Here is a 14,147-nt window from a genome sequence, read left to right as displayed (position 1 = left end):
TGTTCGATGCGGTGCTTGATGCGGTGCCGGATGCCGCGTCCGATGCGCCACCCGGCGCGTTGCCGCCGGGCGCGAGCGCCTCGTCGGCTTCCTCGGCTGCGTCTTCGTCGCTCACCGCGCCCTTGTCGAGCTCGGGCGGCACGTCGAGGTCGGTGGGCGCCATCGGCACGTCGCCGCCGTGCTCGCGAAAGCGCTTGAGCTGATAGACCCACGCGAGCACCTGCGCGACCGCGCCGTAGAGCGGGCCGGGAATCTCGCGGTTGATGTCGACGTTGTAGTAAAGCGCGCGGGCGAGCGGCGGCGCTTCGAGCAGCGGCACGTTGTGTTCGGTGGCCAGCTCGCGGATGCGCGCCGCCACGAGGTTCACGCCCTTGGCGACCACCTTCGGCGCGCGCATTTCGCCATCGGCGTATTTCAGCGCGACGGCGAAGTGCGTCGGGTTCGTCACCACGACGTCGGCCTTGGGCACCTGCGTCATCATGCGGCGGCGCGCCATGGCGCGCTGCTGCTGGCGAATACGGCCCTTCACGTGCGGATCGCCCTCGTTCTCGCGGTGCTCGCGCTTCACTTCTTCCTTGGTCATGCGCAGCTTGCGGTGATACGACCAGAGCTGGTACGGCACGTCGATGGCGGCCACCACGAACATGCCGGCGACGGTCGTGGCGCTGCACACGGCGATCAGATGGAACGCGTCGGCAAATGCGCGCGGCGGCGGCTGCATGGCGAGGCCGAGGACCTCTTCGCGCCGCATCCACAGCGCCGAGCCGCCGATGACGCCCACCACGAGCGTCTTCGCGAGCGACATGCCGAGCTGGATCGGCCCGTTCACCGAAAAGATGCGCCCGAGCCCCGACACCGGATTGAGGCGGCTGAACTTCACTTGCAGCGCCTGGGTCGAGAAGAGCCACCCGCCCAGCGCCATGGGCGCGAGCAGCGCGGCGGCGCCGGTCAGCGCGAGCACGGGCAGGAGCGCGAACAGGCCTTCGCGTGCGGCCACACCGGCGCCCGTGAGCATGCGCTTCGTCTCGAAGGCGCCCGCGTGGTTGAACGTGAGCGCGCCGCGCAGCATGGTCTGCAGATGCTCGCCGATGGTGCCCGAGAGCAGCCACGCGCCAAAACAGCCCGCCGAAAGCAGCGCGAACGTGGAAAGCTCCCGCGAACGCGCAACCTGCCCCTCCTCACGCGCCTTTTCGAGGCGCTTGGGAGTGGCTGATTCGGTTTTTTCGAGGTCGCTGTCCTCTGCCACGGATGCTCCGGTCGGCGGCGCACGCGGCCCGCCACCCCTGCGGTGACGGCGCACGCCCTTTTTCAGTGAGAGCGATTATTGCCGCGCGGCGCAAGCGGTGATCGGCGGAGTAAGGCAGGGAAACCGGGGTATTTCGCGGGATGGGATCGCTGCAGGCTTTGCCCTGGCGGCGTGGGGATGCCGTGGCGCGAGGCCGAGCCGAAGCTCTGGCGGGTGGCCGGCGAGGCAGCCGCGCGGGAAATGGGGGGCGAAAGCGATCGGAAGTGCCCGGCGCGCGCCGGGCGGGGATGCAAGGGGTGCGCGCCCGCCGCTACTGCGGCGGACGCGCGGCGGCACAGCGCGTCAGAAGGCCACGTACGGCGTCTGAGTCCCGCCGTTGATCGCCTGGTCCTGCCCGTAATACACGTAGCGCCCGTAGAAGAACGGCAGGCCGAGGTCGAGGCTCGTGCTCGAGCCGAACTGCCCGGCGAGATCGTTCAACGCGAAGTTAGTGCCGCCGTTGAGCAGCACGGATGCGCTCACCACGTTGAAGCTCACGGTGCCCGAGGCGTTGTTGACATCGGTGAGCGTCGCGTTGAGCGTGAGCGGCGTGGCTGGGCAGTAGAACGTGCCGAGATTGCCGCCGCACTGCGCGATGGCGCTATCGTTGAAGAAGATCCCGTTCGAGCCCGAGTCGAGGAACGTCTCTCGCAGCGCCTGCCCGTTGTACGAGCCGGTCATGTCGCCCCACTGGCTGGTCGCAAAGCGCTGCACCGAGGTCGGTATCGCGTTGTTCGACTGCGTGCCGATGCCGAACACCAGCGTGCCCGTAGCCGAAGCCTGCCCGTTGTTGGAGATGGGCGGCATCTGCAGGATCACGCCATTGTTGTCGACCGCGAACTTCGAGACGGGGTTCGTCACCTGGCTCGTCAGCGCGACGGCCGTGTTAGTGCAGTTGCCGCCGCTCGGGCACGCGTAGTAGGTGCTCGTGGAGGCGCTATTCGCACAGTTCGCGCCGCAGTCCCACGGCGAGACGCCGATACCGAGAATGCCGTTCGCACCGATCGCCTGGGTCGAATTCTGCGAGGGCCCGAAGCTCGCGCAGGCCTGCGGCACCGTGGAGGTCGCGAGGTCGCCGATCACCTGGATCGGAATGTTGCTGGCCGTCTCGCCGCCGACTTTCACGTCGGCGCTTCGCACCGTGCCCCATGTATAGCCGTCGGCGAACGCCGTGCATTCGGCGAGCGTGCTGCCGTTGCTGGTGGTCGTGGGCAACGTGTTGTTGAAACTGCCCAGTGCGGAAGCAACCAGGCGCAGGCCGAACGAGGCCGTGTCGACCTGAACGTTGGTGATGGTCTGGCAGTTGCCGGTGCCTGGCACGCAGACCGTCACGGTGACGGTGGGGATATTGGGGAAGTTGCTGTTGATGCCGCTGTTCACGGTCACCGGCACGGTGTTCGCGGCCGTGGCGGCAATGGGCTGCTGCTGGGGACCGGCGGGCAGCGAAGCGGTGCCGTTGCCGCCGGAGCTGCTCGAGCCACCGGAGCCGCCGGAACTGGAGCCTGAGCTGGAGCTGCCGCCACCGCCGCCGCAAGCGGCAAGGCCTGCCGCGAGCGCGAGCAGCACGGCGAGGAGGAAGGAGCGCGGCTCACGCAGGGCGCGAACGAGGGCGTTGGGGATTCCGTAGTTGGACACGCGTCGCCTCCCGTTCGTTATTGGATATCGGACGTGCTGACGCCGGCCGGCAACGCCTGCGGCAGCCATGCCTGTCCGGAGAAGGCGCCCATGTGGCCGCCCGCGTGCACGACGAGACCGCTGTTGTCGATCGCGCCGATTCCGCGCACGCCTCTGGCGCGATTGGCCTCCACGCCTGCGACGTACTGCGGGAAATAGCTGCCGAGCAGCGCGGAGAGATCGGGGGGCTGCGGCCCGTTCCAGGCCACGCCGAATACGGTGCCCGCCTGCGAAACGTACTCGCGCACGGCGGTGCCGTTCGCGAGCGTGGTCTGCTTCACGGTATACGCGGCCGCGCCGCCGGAAGCGGACGCACTGGCTGACTGACTGGCCTGGGCCGCCTGGCGCATGACCGTGGAGGCCGCGCCCTGGCCCGCCGCGCCAATCGCGGTATTTGGAAGGCTGACGCTCGCGCCCGGGGGCGTGGCCATGGGCGCGCCGCCCAGCGCGGCGCTGGCCGGCTGCGCGATTCCCCATGTACCCATTGCGCATACGAGCGCAGCAGCGAGGCGCCATGCCGCGCCTCGGAAAACCGGGGACTGCGCTGAAAGCGAAACGGAAGACGAACTGGACGAGTCCGGCGCGCCGGACAGGCCGGCACAGTGAGACGCGCGGGACGCGGCAGACACAACGATCGATGTGTGCGGATACAAGATGACCCTCCCCCTCTCTCGGTCTCGCTCCTCCGCGCGGCGCCCGCGCCTTGCGACTGGCGGCTACGGACGGCGTCTTGACGGGGAACGGCTGGCAGCGCTGCGATGCACCGCCGCGGCGCGCGCCACGACGGTGATGAACGAACGGCCTCTAGTATGCCTGTGCGCCATGACATTCGGGAGCTAGCCGCACGGCCAGGCCTGCTGACCATCAAGCGCGCAGCAAGGCCGTGCAGATGAGCAGCGGCCTGAACATGAGGAAGCGGCCGGCGGGGACTGCAAGAACCGGCTGCTTGAGTGGGGAGCATGTTGGACTGCCCGAGCAGGCGGGCCGAGCGGACTAACTGTGTGGTCTGCCCGAGCGGCCGCGACAGCCGTCCCGGGTGGTCAGAAGCCGCTGCGCTAGAACCCGAGGCTCGCGAGCAGATCGTCCACTTGCGCCTGATCCTGCATCACATCGGCCTTGCCTTCGGGATCGATCTGCGGGCCGTTCAGCAGGGTCTCGGGACTGCCCGTGGCGCCGGCCGTCTCCGCGAGCAGCGCGGCCGTCGCCGCGAACTGCTCGCGCCGCTCCGGTGCGATGTTCTCGACCAGCACCGTCAGCAGTTGCTGCTCGATCAGGTAGACCACGTCCATGATCTTTTTGATCACCTGACCGGTCAGGTCCTGGAAATCCTGCGCAAGCATGATTTCGAGCAACTGCTGGTTGGTCGCCCCCGTGGACTGCGGCACGCCTTCCAGAAACTGGCGCGTGTCGTCCATCAGCGCGCGCACTTCCTCGCGGCCGATCGGCGCGTCGTACCACGTCGACCAGCGCGCCGAGAGCGCCTTCGCGTCGCTTTCGAGCTGGACCTGCATCGGCTTGGCCACCTCGATCGCGGAAAGCACGCGCTCGGCCGCCTGCTCCGTCATGTTCGCGACGTAGCGCAGCCGGTCGCGCGCGTCGGGCACCGCTTCGGCCGCGCGCTCCACGTGCTTGTCGAGGCCGAGCTCGCGCATGGAGTCGCGCAGCGTGCGCGTGAGCTGGCCGATGCGCGCGAGGATGCGGTCCGAAGCGAACTCGCCCGCTTCGGCGCCGGCGCCATCGAATGCCCCGGCGGGCTGCACGTCGGTGAACTCGTTCACGTCAGCTCCCGGCCTTCGCCATCTTTTCGAGAATCTTGTTGAGCTTCTCGTCGAGCGTCGCCGCCGTGAACGGCTTCACGACATAGCCGCTCGCGCCCGCCTGCGCCGCGGCAATGATGTTTTCCTTCTTCGACTCCGCCGTCACCATCAGCACCGGCAGATGCGAGAGCGTCGCGTCGGCGCGGATCGCCTTGAGCATCGCGAGGCCGTCGAGGTTCGGCATGTTCCAGTCGGAAATCACGAAGTCGTAGCTGCCGCCGCGCAGGCGCGCGAGGCCCGCGGCGCCGTCTTCGGCTTCGTCGACGTTCGAGTAGCCCAGCTCCTTGAGCAGGTTGCGGACGATCCGGCGCATCGTCGGAAAGTCGTCCACCACCAGAATCTTCATTCCCTTATCCATCTCGGTTCCATTCCTCCAGGCCAAAACCCGGGCAATGATCCAGACGAGCCCAACGCCCATCCGGATCGATTCATCGTCATCGATCGTGTGCGCCTTGCATGGCCACACGCTCTCTCAGCCAAAGCTTCGTCCTCAAGCGGCCCAGCAGCTTGCGTGCCGCCGCGCCGTTTGTCCAGCCTGCGCCGTTCGCTACACGCGCTGCACGCGCTCGCCCATGCTGGCGAGGCGCGTCATCACGCGGCGGCTCATGTCGGCGAGCGGCGCGATCTCGTCGGCGGCGCCCATCGCGATGGCCTCGCGCGGCATGCCGAACACGATGCAGCTCGCCTCGTCCTGCGCGAGCGTGAACGCGCCCGCGCGGCGCATCTCCAGCAGGCCCGCCGCGCCGTCGCGGCCCATGCCCGTGAGAATCACGCCGATCGCGTTCTTGCCCGCGTGCAGCGCCGCCGAGCGGAACAGCACGTCCACCGACGGCCGGTGCCGGTTCACCGGCGCTTCGTCGGACAGATGGGCGATGTAGTTCGCGCCGCTTCTCGCCAGCAACAGATGCGCGTGGCCCGGCGCGATATAGGCGTGTCCCGGCAGCACGCGCTCGCCGTGCTCCGCTTCCTTCACGGTGATGCGGCACAGCCCGTTCAGGCGCTGCGCGAACGACTTCGTGAAGCCGGGCGGCATGTGCTGCGCGATGAGCACGGCCGGTGCGTCGGGCGGCAGCGGCTGCAACACTTCGCGGATCGCCTCGGTGCCGCCCGTCGATGCCCCGACGATCACGAGCTTCTCGGTCGAGACGAGCGGATTGTTGAGCATCGGCGCGGCGTGCACCGGCGCTGGCGCGTGGCTGCCGTGCGCGCCGGGCGTGCCGGCGGGGTGCGCCGCATGCGCGGCGGCGCCCGCGCTGGCCGTCACTGCAGCAGCCGGCGCTGCCGCACGCGCGGCCGGCCGCACGCGGGCGCGCGATGCCGCGCGCACCTTGTCGGCGAGTTTTTCGGCGTACTCGAGCATGCCGTCGCGAATCCCCACTTTCGGCTTCGTCACGAAGTCGACGGCGCCCAGCTCCAGCGCGCGCAGCGTGATTTCGTTGCCGCGCTCGGTGAGCGAGGAGACCATCACGACCGGCATCGGCCGCAGGCGCATGAGCTTCTCGAGAAAGTCGAGCCCATCCATGCGCGGCATTTCGACGTCGAGCGTGAGCACGTCGGGGTTGTGCTGCTTGATGAGCTCGCGCGCCACGAGCGGGTCGGGCGCGGTAGCGACGACGGTCATGTCCGGCTGCCCGTTGATGATCTCCGTCATCAGGCTGCGGATCAGCGCCGAATCGTCGACGCATAGAACCTTGATTTTCTGCACAGCGTTCACGCCTCCTCTACTGTCCTGGCGTTGTCTTGACCGGATGGCCGCAGAGCCGCGGACGAACCCGCACCGAACAACTCGATGCGCGAGCGCGCCGGCTGCGGCGCGGATGATGCAAATGCGTTGCTGGTGGCGTTGGCGGCGCTGCTGCCCGCGCCCGTGCCGGCCTTGCCGACGCCAGGCGCCGCGCTGCCGAGGCCGAACAGCTCCACGCGCGCGCGGGCTCGCGCGAGCCGCTCGGCGCGCGCTTCGGGCGTTTGCCGCGCGAGTTGCTGCTCGCGCTCGGCCACGCTCGCCTCCTGCAAGCGCAGCTTCTTGACCATGACCTGGCCCGTGCGCGGCAGGAACGCCACCTTGCGCGGATGCGAGCCCTGCAAGTCCTCGGCGACGATGCGGATGCTTTCCGTCGCCAGATAGCGGCGCACGAACGCGGCGTTGCGATCGCCGATGTTCATGGTCGTCATGCCTGCAAGCACGGCCGCGCCGCCGAACACCTTCGCCTCGAAGCGCTCGCGCCGGCCGCCGGCCTTGATCAGCTCGTTGATCAGCACTTCCATCGCGTAGGCGCCGTAGCGCATCGCGTCGGAGGCGGCGGGCAGCGTGTTGTTCGCATCGGCGCCGTCGTCGGGCAGCATGAAGTGATTCATGCCGCCGATGCCCGCCGTGCGGTCCTGAATGCAGGCGGCCACGCACGAGCCGAGCACGGTGACGAGCACCATGTCGTCGTTCGTGGTGAAAAACTCGTTGGGCAGCAGCTTCACGCCGGGGCGCTGGAAGTGCGAGTCGAAATAGCGGTTGGTCGCGATGGGAAGACTGGCACTCATGCGGTCGCTCCCATCGGTTCGGCCTTCGCGCCTTGCTTCGACGCCGCTACCCCACCCTGCGCGCGCTCGTACACGGTCTGGCCGCGCAGGCGGAACGCCTGCGTCACATACGTGAAGTTCTCCGAATGACCCGCGAACAGCAAGCCGTCCGGCTTCATCAGCGGCTCGAAGCGCGTGAGCACCTGGGCCTGGGTCGGCTTGTCGAAGTAGATCATCACGTTGCGGCAGAAGATGGCGTCGAAGGTCGTGCGCAAGCCGTAGTCCGCGTCGGTGAGATTCAGTTGCTCGAAGCGGATCATCTGGCGCAGCTCCGGGCGCACCTTCACGAGGCCCGCGTGCGCACCCGTGCCCTTCAGGAAGAAGCGCTTCAGACGCTCCTGCGAGAGATGCTTGACCTGGTCGAAGGCATAGACGCCGGCGTCCGCTTTCGCGAGCACCTGGGTGTCGAGATCGGTTGCGAGCACGCGCGCCTCGCGCGCGGCGCGTTCGCCGAGCGCCTCGATCAGCGTCATCGCGATCGAGTACGGCTCCTCGCCCGTCGACGCCGCCGAGCACCACACCGAGACTTGCGAGCGGCGCTTGACGAACTCGGCGAGGATCGGAAAGTGATGCGCCTCGCGAAAGAACGCCGTGAGGTTGGTGGTGAGCGCGTTGGTGAACGCCTCCCACTCGCCTGCGTCGTTGCGCTGCTCGAGCTCGTCGAGATAGGCGCGGAAGCTGTCGTGCCCGAGCGCGCGCAGGCGCCGTGCGAGACGGCTGTACGCCATGTCGCGCTTGTGGTCCGAGAGCGAGATGCCCGCGCGGCGGTGGATCAGCGCGCGGATGCGCTCGAAGTCCGCCGGCGTGAAATCGAAATCGCGCGCGCCGCCGTCGCCCAGCGAGGCCGCCGCGGCGGGCGCGGGCGAACGCGAGGCGTCGCCGCGCCCGGCCGATTCCGTGCGGGCGGTGCGGGAAAAGCGCAGCGCCTTCATGACGCCGCTCCTGCGCGCCGCGCACGTCCTGCCTGCGCGTGCGCCGTTGCACTTGCCGCCACCGCCAGCGCCGCGCCGGAACACGCCGCATTGCCGCCCGCCTGCAATGCGTGCGCGGCGTGCAGCGCCTGCGCCGCCGCGTGGGCTGCGTTGCGGTGCGTTTCCTGCCGTCCTTGTGCGCTGATGTGCATTGCCGTGCTCGTTACCGTGCTTGTTGTCGCGTCAGTTTTTGCATGTGCCAGCCCGCTCGGGCCGGGTCGGGTTACTCAGAACGTTTCCCAGTCGCCATCGTCCTTCACGGGCGCCGCCGCGCTAGCCACTTGCGGCTCCACGCGCGCCGCGGCGGCCGGCCGTTGCTTTGGCCTCGCCGCGATCGCGCTCGCCCCCGCGCCGGCGTCAGCCGTCGCCGCAGGCTTCGCGCTCACGGCCGCAGAAGGCAATGTGCGCTTTGCAGCCGGCGCCGCCTTGATCTCGGACTTCACGGCATGCGCGTTCGCCGCCGCGATGGACAAGGACGCCGACCCCACCGAGCCCGCCGCACGCACCGCGCGCGTTTCTCCGCTATGGGCACTGTGGTCGCCGCCATTCGTGCGCCACGTCGCCAGCACGGTTTGCAGATTGCGCGTCTGCTCTTCGAGCGAAGCCGCGGCCGCAGCCGCCTCTTCAACGAGCGCCGCGTTCTGCTGCGTGACGGTGTCCATCTGCGTGACGGCGCGATTCACCTGCTCGATGCCGCCCGACTGCTCCACCGAAGCCGCACTGATCTCACCCATGATGTCGGTCACGCGGCGCACGGCCTGAAGGATTTCCTCCATCGTCGTGCCTGCGCGGCCCACCAGCTCCGATCCGCTTTGCACCTTATGCGCCGAATCGTTGATGAGCTCCTTGATTTCCTTGGCCGCACTCGCGCTGCGCTGCGCGAGGCTCCGGACCTCGCCCGCGACCACCGCGAAGCCACGGCCCTGCTCGCCCGCGCGCGCCGCTTCCACGGCCGCGTTGAGCGCGAGAATGTTGGTCTGGAATGCGATGCCTTCGATCACGCTGATGATGTCCACGACCTTCGCCGAGCTCGCGGCGATGTCCTGCATCGTGTCGACGACTTCGCCCACCACCACGCCGCCGCGCGTCGCGATGTCCGACGCGTTGACGGCGAGCTGGCTCGCCTGGCGCGCGTTCTCGGCGTTCTGGCGCACGGTGCCGGTGAGCTGCTCCATGCTCGACGCCGTCTCCTGCAGCGACGCGGCCTGCTGCTCGGTGCGCTGCGAGAGGTCGGTGTTGCCCATGGCGATCTCGCGCGCGCCCACGTCGATCGAGCCCGCCCCCGTATGCACGGCGGTGACCAGCGTCACGAGGCTCTCCTGCATGCGCTTGACGCCCGCGAACAGACGTCCCATCTCGTTCCTGCTGTACACCTCGATGCGCTCGGTGAGGTCGCCCTGCGCGATGCGCTCGAACGACTGCACGGCGTCTTCGAGCGGCTGCACGATGAGGCCGCGCAACGCGAAGCGGATCGCCACCACGATCACGAGCGCCACCGCGATCGCCGCGCCAATCAGCATGCGAAACACCGCGATTTCCGAGCGCGCGCTTTCCTCGCGCGCCTGCGCGCCGTCCTGCAGCTGCTGGGCGATCGGCGCGGCCGAGTCGTCGTAGTCGACGAACATCGGGCTGATCTTCGTGTCGGCGATCGCGTGGTATGCCGCTTGATCGTTTGCGCGCAGCGCCGCGAATTCGGGCTGCACGCCGTCTTGCAGCAAGCTCGCGCGCTTCGTGTTGAGCATGTCGAGCGCCGCGGCATCGATGCCCTGCTTGGGCGCGGCCTGGAACGTCTTCCACGCGTCGTTGGACTTGCCGAGCAGAAAGTCGGCGCGGTCGATGACCTTCTTGGCCTCGTCGTTCTGGCCTGCCGCGTACAGCGCGTTCACGCGGTCGAGCGAGACGCGCGCGCGCAGCAGATACGACGACGAATCGCTGAGCGCGTGCGTCGCGACAATGTCGCCACGCGCGATCGTGTAGAGCGAGTCGCTCGCATTGCCGAGCGCGACGAGCCCGAGCGCGCCGACGAGCCCCGTCAGCGCCAACAGAATGACTCCGACGCCCGTGAGCGTCGTGCGGATCGACCACCTGTGCAACATCTCGTTTGCTCCTGTCTTGTGCGGCGGTTGCATGACGCCCGAAAGGCATGGCGGTGCGCCGCTCTCTCCCGCGCTGATGACTGCCCGCGCCGGCGGCTTTCCGCTCTTCATTTATTGCGGGCCTCGCGGCCCGCCCCCCGTGGCAACCTTGCTTCTTGCCTTTGCCTGCCGAATTTCAGCCGATGAGTTTCAGCCGACGAAACCGGCGCTCATGCGCCGAGCGCGTCGATCAGCGCCATCTCGCGGCTCGTCATGAGCTTTTCGATGTCCATCAGGATCAGCATGCGGCCGTCCACGGTGCCGAGCCCGGTGAGGTACTCGGTCGTGAGCGTCGCGCCGAACTCGGGCGCGGGCATGATCTGGTCCTGCTGCAGCGTGAGCACGTCGGACACGCCGTCCACCACCATGCCCACCACGCGATGCGCGACGTTCAGGATGATCACGACGGTCTGGTGGTCGTACTCGACGCGGCCCAGATGGAACTTGATGCGCATGTCCACGATCGGCACGATGATGCCGCGCAGATTGATCACGCCCTTGATGAACTCGGGCGCGTTCGCGATGCGCGTCACGCTCTCGTAGCCGCGGATCTCCTGGACCTTGAGAATGTCGATGCCGTACTCTTCCGCGCCGAGCGTAAAGACGAGGAACTCCTGGCCGCCTGCATCGGCTTGTTGCGCGTCGCGGCGGTGCGCGCCAGCTACGGCGCCCTGCGCGCCGTAACCCTGAATGGATTGGACTTCTGCCACGTTAGCCCCTGAACGGTTGGGTAATGCCTGGTTGATCCGTGCTGCTGCTCTTGCTGCTGTTCGTACTGCTGCTCAATCTGCCGTGCGCCTTCACGCACGGCCTTTTTGCCGGCATGCGCGCTTACGCGAATTCGGCAAACGCCCCCGCGTTCGCACCGGCATGAGCGCCCATGCTCACGCCGTGCGAAGCGCGCGTCTCGCGGTTCAGCGCGGCCACGTCGACGATCAGCGCGACGCTGCCGTCGCCGAGAATGGTCGCCGCCGAGATGCCGTGCACCTTGCGATAGTTCGTTTCGAGGTTCTTCACCACCACTTGCTGCTGGCCCACGAGCTCGTCGATGAGCATCGCGAAGCGCCGGCCCTCGGTCTCCATGATGGTGACGATGCCCTGCGTGGGGTCCGTGCGCGCGTCCGCCACGCTGAACACCTGGTGCAGCGCCACGAGCGGCAGATATTCGCCGCGCACGCGCACCACGCGGTCGCCGTTGGTGACGGTGTAGATGTCTTCGTGGCGCGGCTGCAGCGACTCCATGACGAAGTTCAGCGGCAGGATGAAGATCTCGTTGCCGACCTTCACCGACATGCCGTCGAGAATCGCCAGCGTGAGCGGCAGCACGATGCGCGTCGTGGTGCCCTTGCCCGCGTGCGAGGTGATCTCCACGTGGCCGCCCATCGACTGGATGTTGCGCTTCACGACGTCCATGCCCACGCCGCGGCCCGAGACGTCGGTCACCTGCTCGGCCGTCGAGAAGCCCGGCATGAAGATGAGGTTCCAGACCTCTTCGTCGGTCATCGTTTCGCTGACCTGCATGCCTTGCTTGATCGCCTTGGCGAGGATCTTGTCGCGGCGCAGGCCTGCGCCGTCGTCGCTCACCTCGATCACGATGTTGCCGCCGTGGTGCGCGGCCGAGAGCACGAGCTGGCCCGTGCCGTCCTTGCCGGCGGCGCGGCGCGCTTCCACGGTTTCGATGCCGTGATCGAGCGAGTTGCGCACGAGGTGCGTGAGCGGGTCGATGATGCGCTCGATGAGACTCTTGTCGAGCTCGGTCGCCTGGCCGAAGGTGACCAGCTCCACTTCCTTGCCGAGCTTCGCGGCGAGATCGCGCACGAGACGCGGGAAGCGGCTGAACACGTAGTCCATCGGCATCATGCGGATCGACATGACGGCTTCCTGCAGATCGCGCGCGTTGCGCTCGAGCTGCGCCATGCCGTTGAAGAGGCGGTCGTGCAGGGCCGGGTCGAAGCTGCTGGTGGTTTCCGCCAGCATCGCCTGGGTGATGACGAGCTCGCCCACGAGATTGATGAGCTGATCGACCTTCTCCACGCCCACGCGAATCGAGCTGCCTTCGGACGATGCGGCCGCCGCCGCGCGCGGCTTGCGGTCGTGGTCCGCGGCTGCCGGTGCGGGCGCTGCGGGAGCGATCGCTTCGGGCTGCACTTGCGATGCGGGCGCGGAGGCAACGGCAGGCGCTGCCGCGACAGTCGGCGCGACCTGCATCATGGACTCGACCGCGGCCACGGCTGCGGGTGCAGCAACGGCGCTCGCCTGCGCGACAGGCGCTGAGCTGGCCTCGCCTTGCGGCGCGGCACCGCGGCCGATCACGATCTGGCTTTCGTCGATCACGAAGCAGCACACCGCGACGATGTCGTCGGCGGGCACGTCGGTTTCGAGCCACAGCGTGAGGTCGTCGCCGTTCTTCATCTGGCCGAGAATGCGGCCCAGATTGCCGAGCTCTTCGGCGAGCAGTTCCTGATCCTTCGCGCCCACGCTGCGCAACGTGATGCGCAGGTGCGGGCCCTCGGCCCCACCGGCCGCCGCGCCGCCAGCCGGGCCGGCGGCGATCGCCTCATCCACCACGTGCTCGGGGACACTGGCCGTCGCCGCGCCAGGCGCTACGGGTGCGCGCGCGGCCATCGCGGCGGGCAGGTTGGCTTCGAATGCGGCTTCGAGATCCTCTTCGGAATCGACTTCGGACGCGGAGGCAAACGCGGCCGTAGCGACGCCCGGCGTAGCGACGCGCGGCGTAGCCACAACCGGTGCGACAGCAGGCGCAGGAATGGGTGCAGCGGCAACCGGCGCGGGCGCGGCCAGGCCGCGGCTTTCCGCGTAGAGCCGCTCGAGCTTGGCGCGCACGGCGGCAGCGGCCGACGCGTCGGGTTCGGCGCTCGCGCGGTAGGCCCCGAGCTGGTCGGAGAGCACGTCCTTCGTCTCGAGGAACGTATCGATCATGTCCTTGCGCAGCACGAGCTCGTTGTTGCGCGCGCGGTCGAGCAGCGACTCCAGGATATGGGTCGTCTCGGTGAGCGCCGTGAAGCCGAACGTCGCCGCGCCGCCCTTGATCGAGTGCGCCGCGCGGAAGATCGCCGCCAGATCCTCGGGATCCGGCTGGCCGACGTTCAGGTTCAGGAGCAGCTGCTCCATCTGCGCGAGCAGCTCGTCCGCCTCGTCGAAAAACGTCTGATAAAACTGAGTGATATCGAGAGTCATTGCTCTTTCACCGCGATAATTGCGTGGCCGGCGTAGGACGCTGGCCCGCGCGCCTCATGTATTCGTTTCGCCCAGCGCGCTCGCCAGATCGACGAGCAGCTCCGGGTCCACCGGTTTTTCGATCCATCCCGTCGCGCCTGCATCGCGCACCGCCGCCTTGAAGCCTTCGTCCGATTCCGTGGTCAGCACGAGGATCGGCGTTTCCAGGTAGGACGGATTCGCGCGCAAGCGCTTGATCAGGTCGAGCCCGCCCATGCGCGGCATGTACAGGTCGGTGAGCACGAGATCGAAGCGCTGCGCGAGCGCGTGCTCGAGCCCGTCTTCGCCGTCGTTGGCCACCGTCACTTCGTATCCCGCCGATCCGAACGCCGCACGCAGGATCTCCCGCATGGACGCCGAATCGTCGATCGCCAGAATATTTCTGATCATTCCTTCCTCGTTCGCGCGCCTTGACTTCGCGCCCTCGCTGATTCGCCTGTTCGCTGCACCGTTGCCG

12 protein-coding genes and 1 pseudogene are annotated in these 14,147 nt (G+C 68.2%); all 13 read right to left on the bottom strand.

The genetic code is table 11. From position 1 onward, the window contains the following. Window positions 1–43 precede the first annotated feature (43 nt). A pseudogene (gene flhB / locus E1956_RS03525) lies at window positions 44–1,246 on the bottom strand (flagellar biosynthesis protein FlhB); the annotation flags it as partial. A 342-nt stretch (window positions 1,247–1,588) separates the two neighbouring features. After that, the gene (locus E1956_RS03520) at window positions 1,589–2,881 is read right to left on the bottom strand and encodes a DUF3443 domain-containing protein (RefSeq protein WP_232071357.1); all 1,293 of its coding nucleotides are present in this window, start codon (window positions 2,879–2,881) and stop codon (window positions 1,589–1,591) included. Between the two features lie 56 nt (window positions 2,882–2,937). After that, window positions 2,938–3,444: a DUF2844 domain-containing protein gene (locus tag E1956_RS03515; RefSeq protein WP_134747450.1), complete on the bottom strand. Its 507-nt coding sequence runs from the start codon at window positions 3,442–3,444 to the stop codon at window positions 2,938–2,940. A 570-nt stretch (window positions 3,445–4,014) separates the two neighbouring features. Further along, window positions 4,015–4,719, bottom strand: a complete 705-nt coding sequence (cheZ, locus tag E1956_RS03510) for a protein phosphatase CheZ (protein ID WP_232071355.1) — start codon at window positions 4,717–4,719, stop codon at window positions 4,015–4,017. Window positions 4,720–4,738: 19 nt separating this feature from the next. Beyond that, the gene (gene cheY / locus E1956_RS03505; protein WP_134747448.1) at window positions 4,739–5,134 is read right to left on the bottom strand and encodes a chemotaxis response regulator CheY; all 396 of its coding nucleotides are present in this window, start codon (window positions 5,132–5,134) and stop codon (window positions 4,739–4,741) included. Between the two features lie 189 nt (window positions 5,135–5,323). Then, on the bottom strand, window positions 5,324–6,490 hold the full coding sequence (locus E1956_RS03500) for a protein-glutamate methylesterase/protein-glutamine glutaminase (RefSeq protein WP_134747447.1): 1,167 nt from the start codon (window positions 6,488–6,490) through the stop codon (window positions 5,324–5,326). Further along, window positions 6,487–7,308, bottom strand: a complete 822-nt coding sequence (gene cheD, locus E1956_RS03495) for a chemoreceptor glutamine deamidase CheD (RefSeq protein WP_134747446.1) — start codon at window positions 7,306–7,308, stop codon at window positions 6,487–6,489. The genes E1956_RS03500 and cheD overlap by 4 nt, the downstream gene beginning before the upstream one ends. Then, window positions 7,305–8,279, bottom strand: a complete 975-nt coding sequence (locus E1956_RS03490) for a CheR family methyltransferase (protein WP_134747445.1) — start codon at window positions 8,277–8,279, stop codon at window positions 7,305–7,307. Before E1956_RS03490 ends, cheD begins: the two co-directional genes overlap by 4 nt. Next, window positions 8,276–8,470 carry a hypothetical protein gene (locus E1956_RS03485; RefSeq protein ID WP_134747444.1) on the bottom strand — a complete coding sequence of 65 codons (195 nt, stop codon included), beginning with the start codon at window positions 8,468–8,470 and terminating at the stop codon, window positions 8,276–8,278. The genes E1956_RS03490 and E1956_RS03485 overlap by 4 nt, the downstream gene beginning before the upstream one ends. A gap of 75 nt (window positions 8,471–8,545) precedes the next feature. Then, window positions 8,546–10,414: a methyl-accepting chemotaxis protein gene (locus E1956_RS03480; protein WP_134747443.1), complete on the bottom strand. Its 1,869-nt coding sequence runs from the start codon at window positions 10,412–10,414 to the stop codon at window positions 8,546–8,548. A gap of 209 nt (window positions 10,415–10,623) precedes the next feature. Then, window positions 10,624–11,163 (bottom strand): chemotaxis protein CheW, encoded by a 540-nt coding sequence (cheW, locus tag E1956_RS03475; protein WP_134747442.1) that lies wholly within the window; start codon window positions 11,161–11,163, stop codon window positions 10,624–10,626. A 121-nt stretch (window positions 11,164–11,284) separates the two neighbouring features. Continuing rightward, window positions 11,285–13,651 (bottom strand): chemotaxis protein CheA, encoded by a 2,367-nt coding sequence (gene cheA / locus E1956_RS03470; protein ID WP_134747441.1) that lies wholly within the window; start codon window positions 13,649–13,651, stop codon window positions 11,285–11,287. 54 nt (window positions 13,652–13,705) lie between these two features. Next, entirely contained in the window at window positions 13,706–14,080 is a 375-nt protein-coding gene (locus E1956_RS03465) for a response regulator (RefSeq protein WP_028220575.1), read from the bottom strand. Between the last annotated feature and the right edge of the window lie 67 nt (window positions 14,081–14,147).

This window comes from Paraburkholderia pallida, from assembly GCF_004524855.1.
Classification (GTDB): Bacteria; Pseudomonadota; Gammaproteobacteria; order Burkholderiales; family Burkholderiaceae; genus Paraburkholderia; species Paraburkholderia oxyphila.
This window is presented reverse-complemented; position numbering and strand designations above follow the sequence as displayed.

Bases quoted from the DNA above. Each gene is read 5' to 3' on its own strand.
- E1956_RS03515 (WP_134747450.1), bottom strand. From the start codon at position 3,444: ATGGGTACATGGGGAATCGCGCAGCCGGCCAGCGCCGCGCTGGGCGGC.
- cheY (WP_134747448.1), bottom strand. From the start codon at position 5,134: ATGGATAAGGGAATGAAGATTCTGGTGGTGGACGACTTTCCGACGATG.
- cheD (WP_134747446.1), bottom strand. From the start codon at position 7,308: ATGAGTGCCAGTCTTCCCATCGCGACCAACCGCTATTTCGACTCGCAC.
- E1956_RS03490 (WP_134747445.1), bottom strand. From the start codon at position 8,279: ATGAAGGCGCTGCGCTTTTCCCGCACCGCCCGCACGGAATCGGCCGGG.
- E1956_RS03485 (WP_134747444.1), bottom strand. From the start codon at position 8,470: ATGCACATCAGCGCACAAGGACGGCAGGAAACGCACCGCAACGCAGCC.
- E1956_RS03480 (WP_134747443.1), bottom strand. From the start codon at position 10,414: ATGTTGCACAGGTGGTCGATCCGCACGACGCTCACGGGCGTCGGAGTC.
- cheA (WP_134747441.1), bottom strand. From the start codon at position 13,651: ATGACTCTCGATATCACTCAGTTTTATCAGACGTTTTTCGACGAGGCG.
- E1956_RS03465 (WP_028220575.1), bottom strand. From the start codon at position 14,080: ATGATCAGAAATATTCTGGCGATCGACGATTCGGCGTCCATGCGGGAG.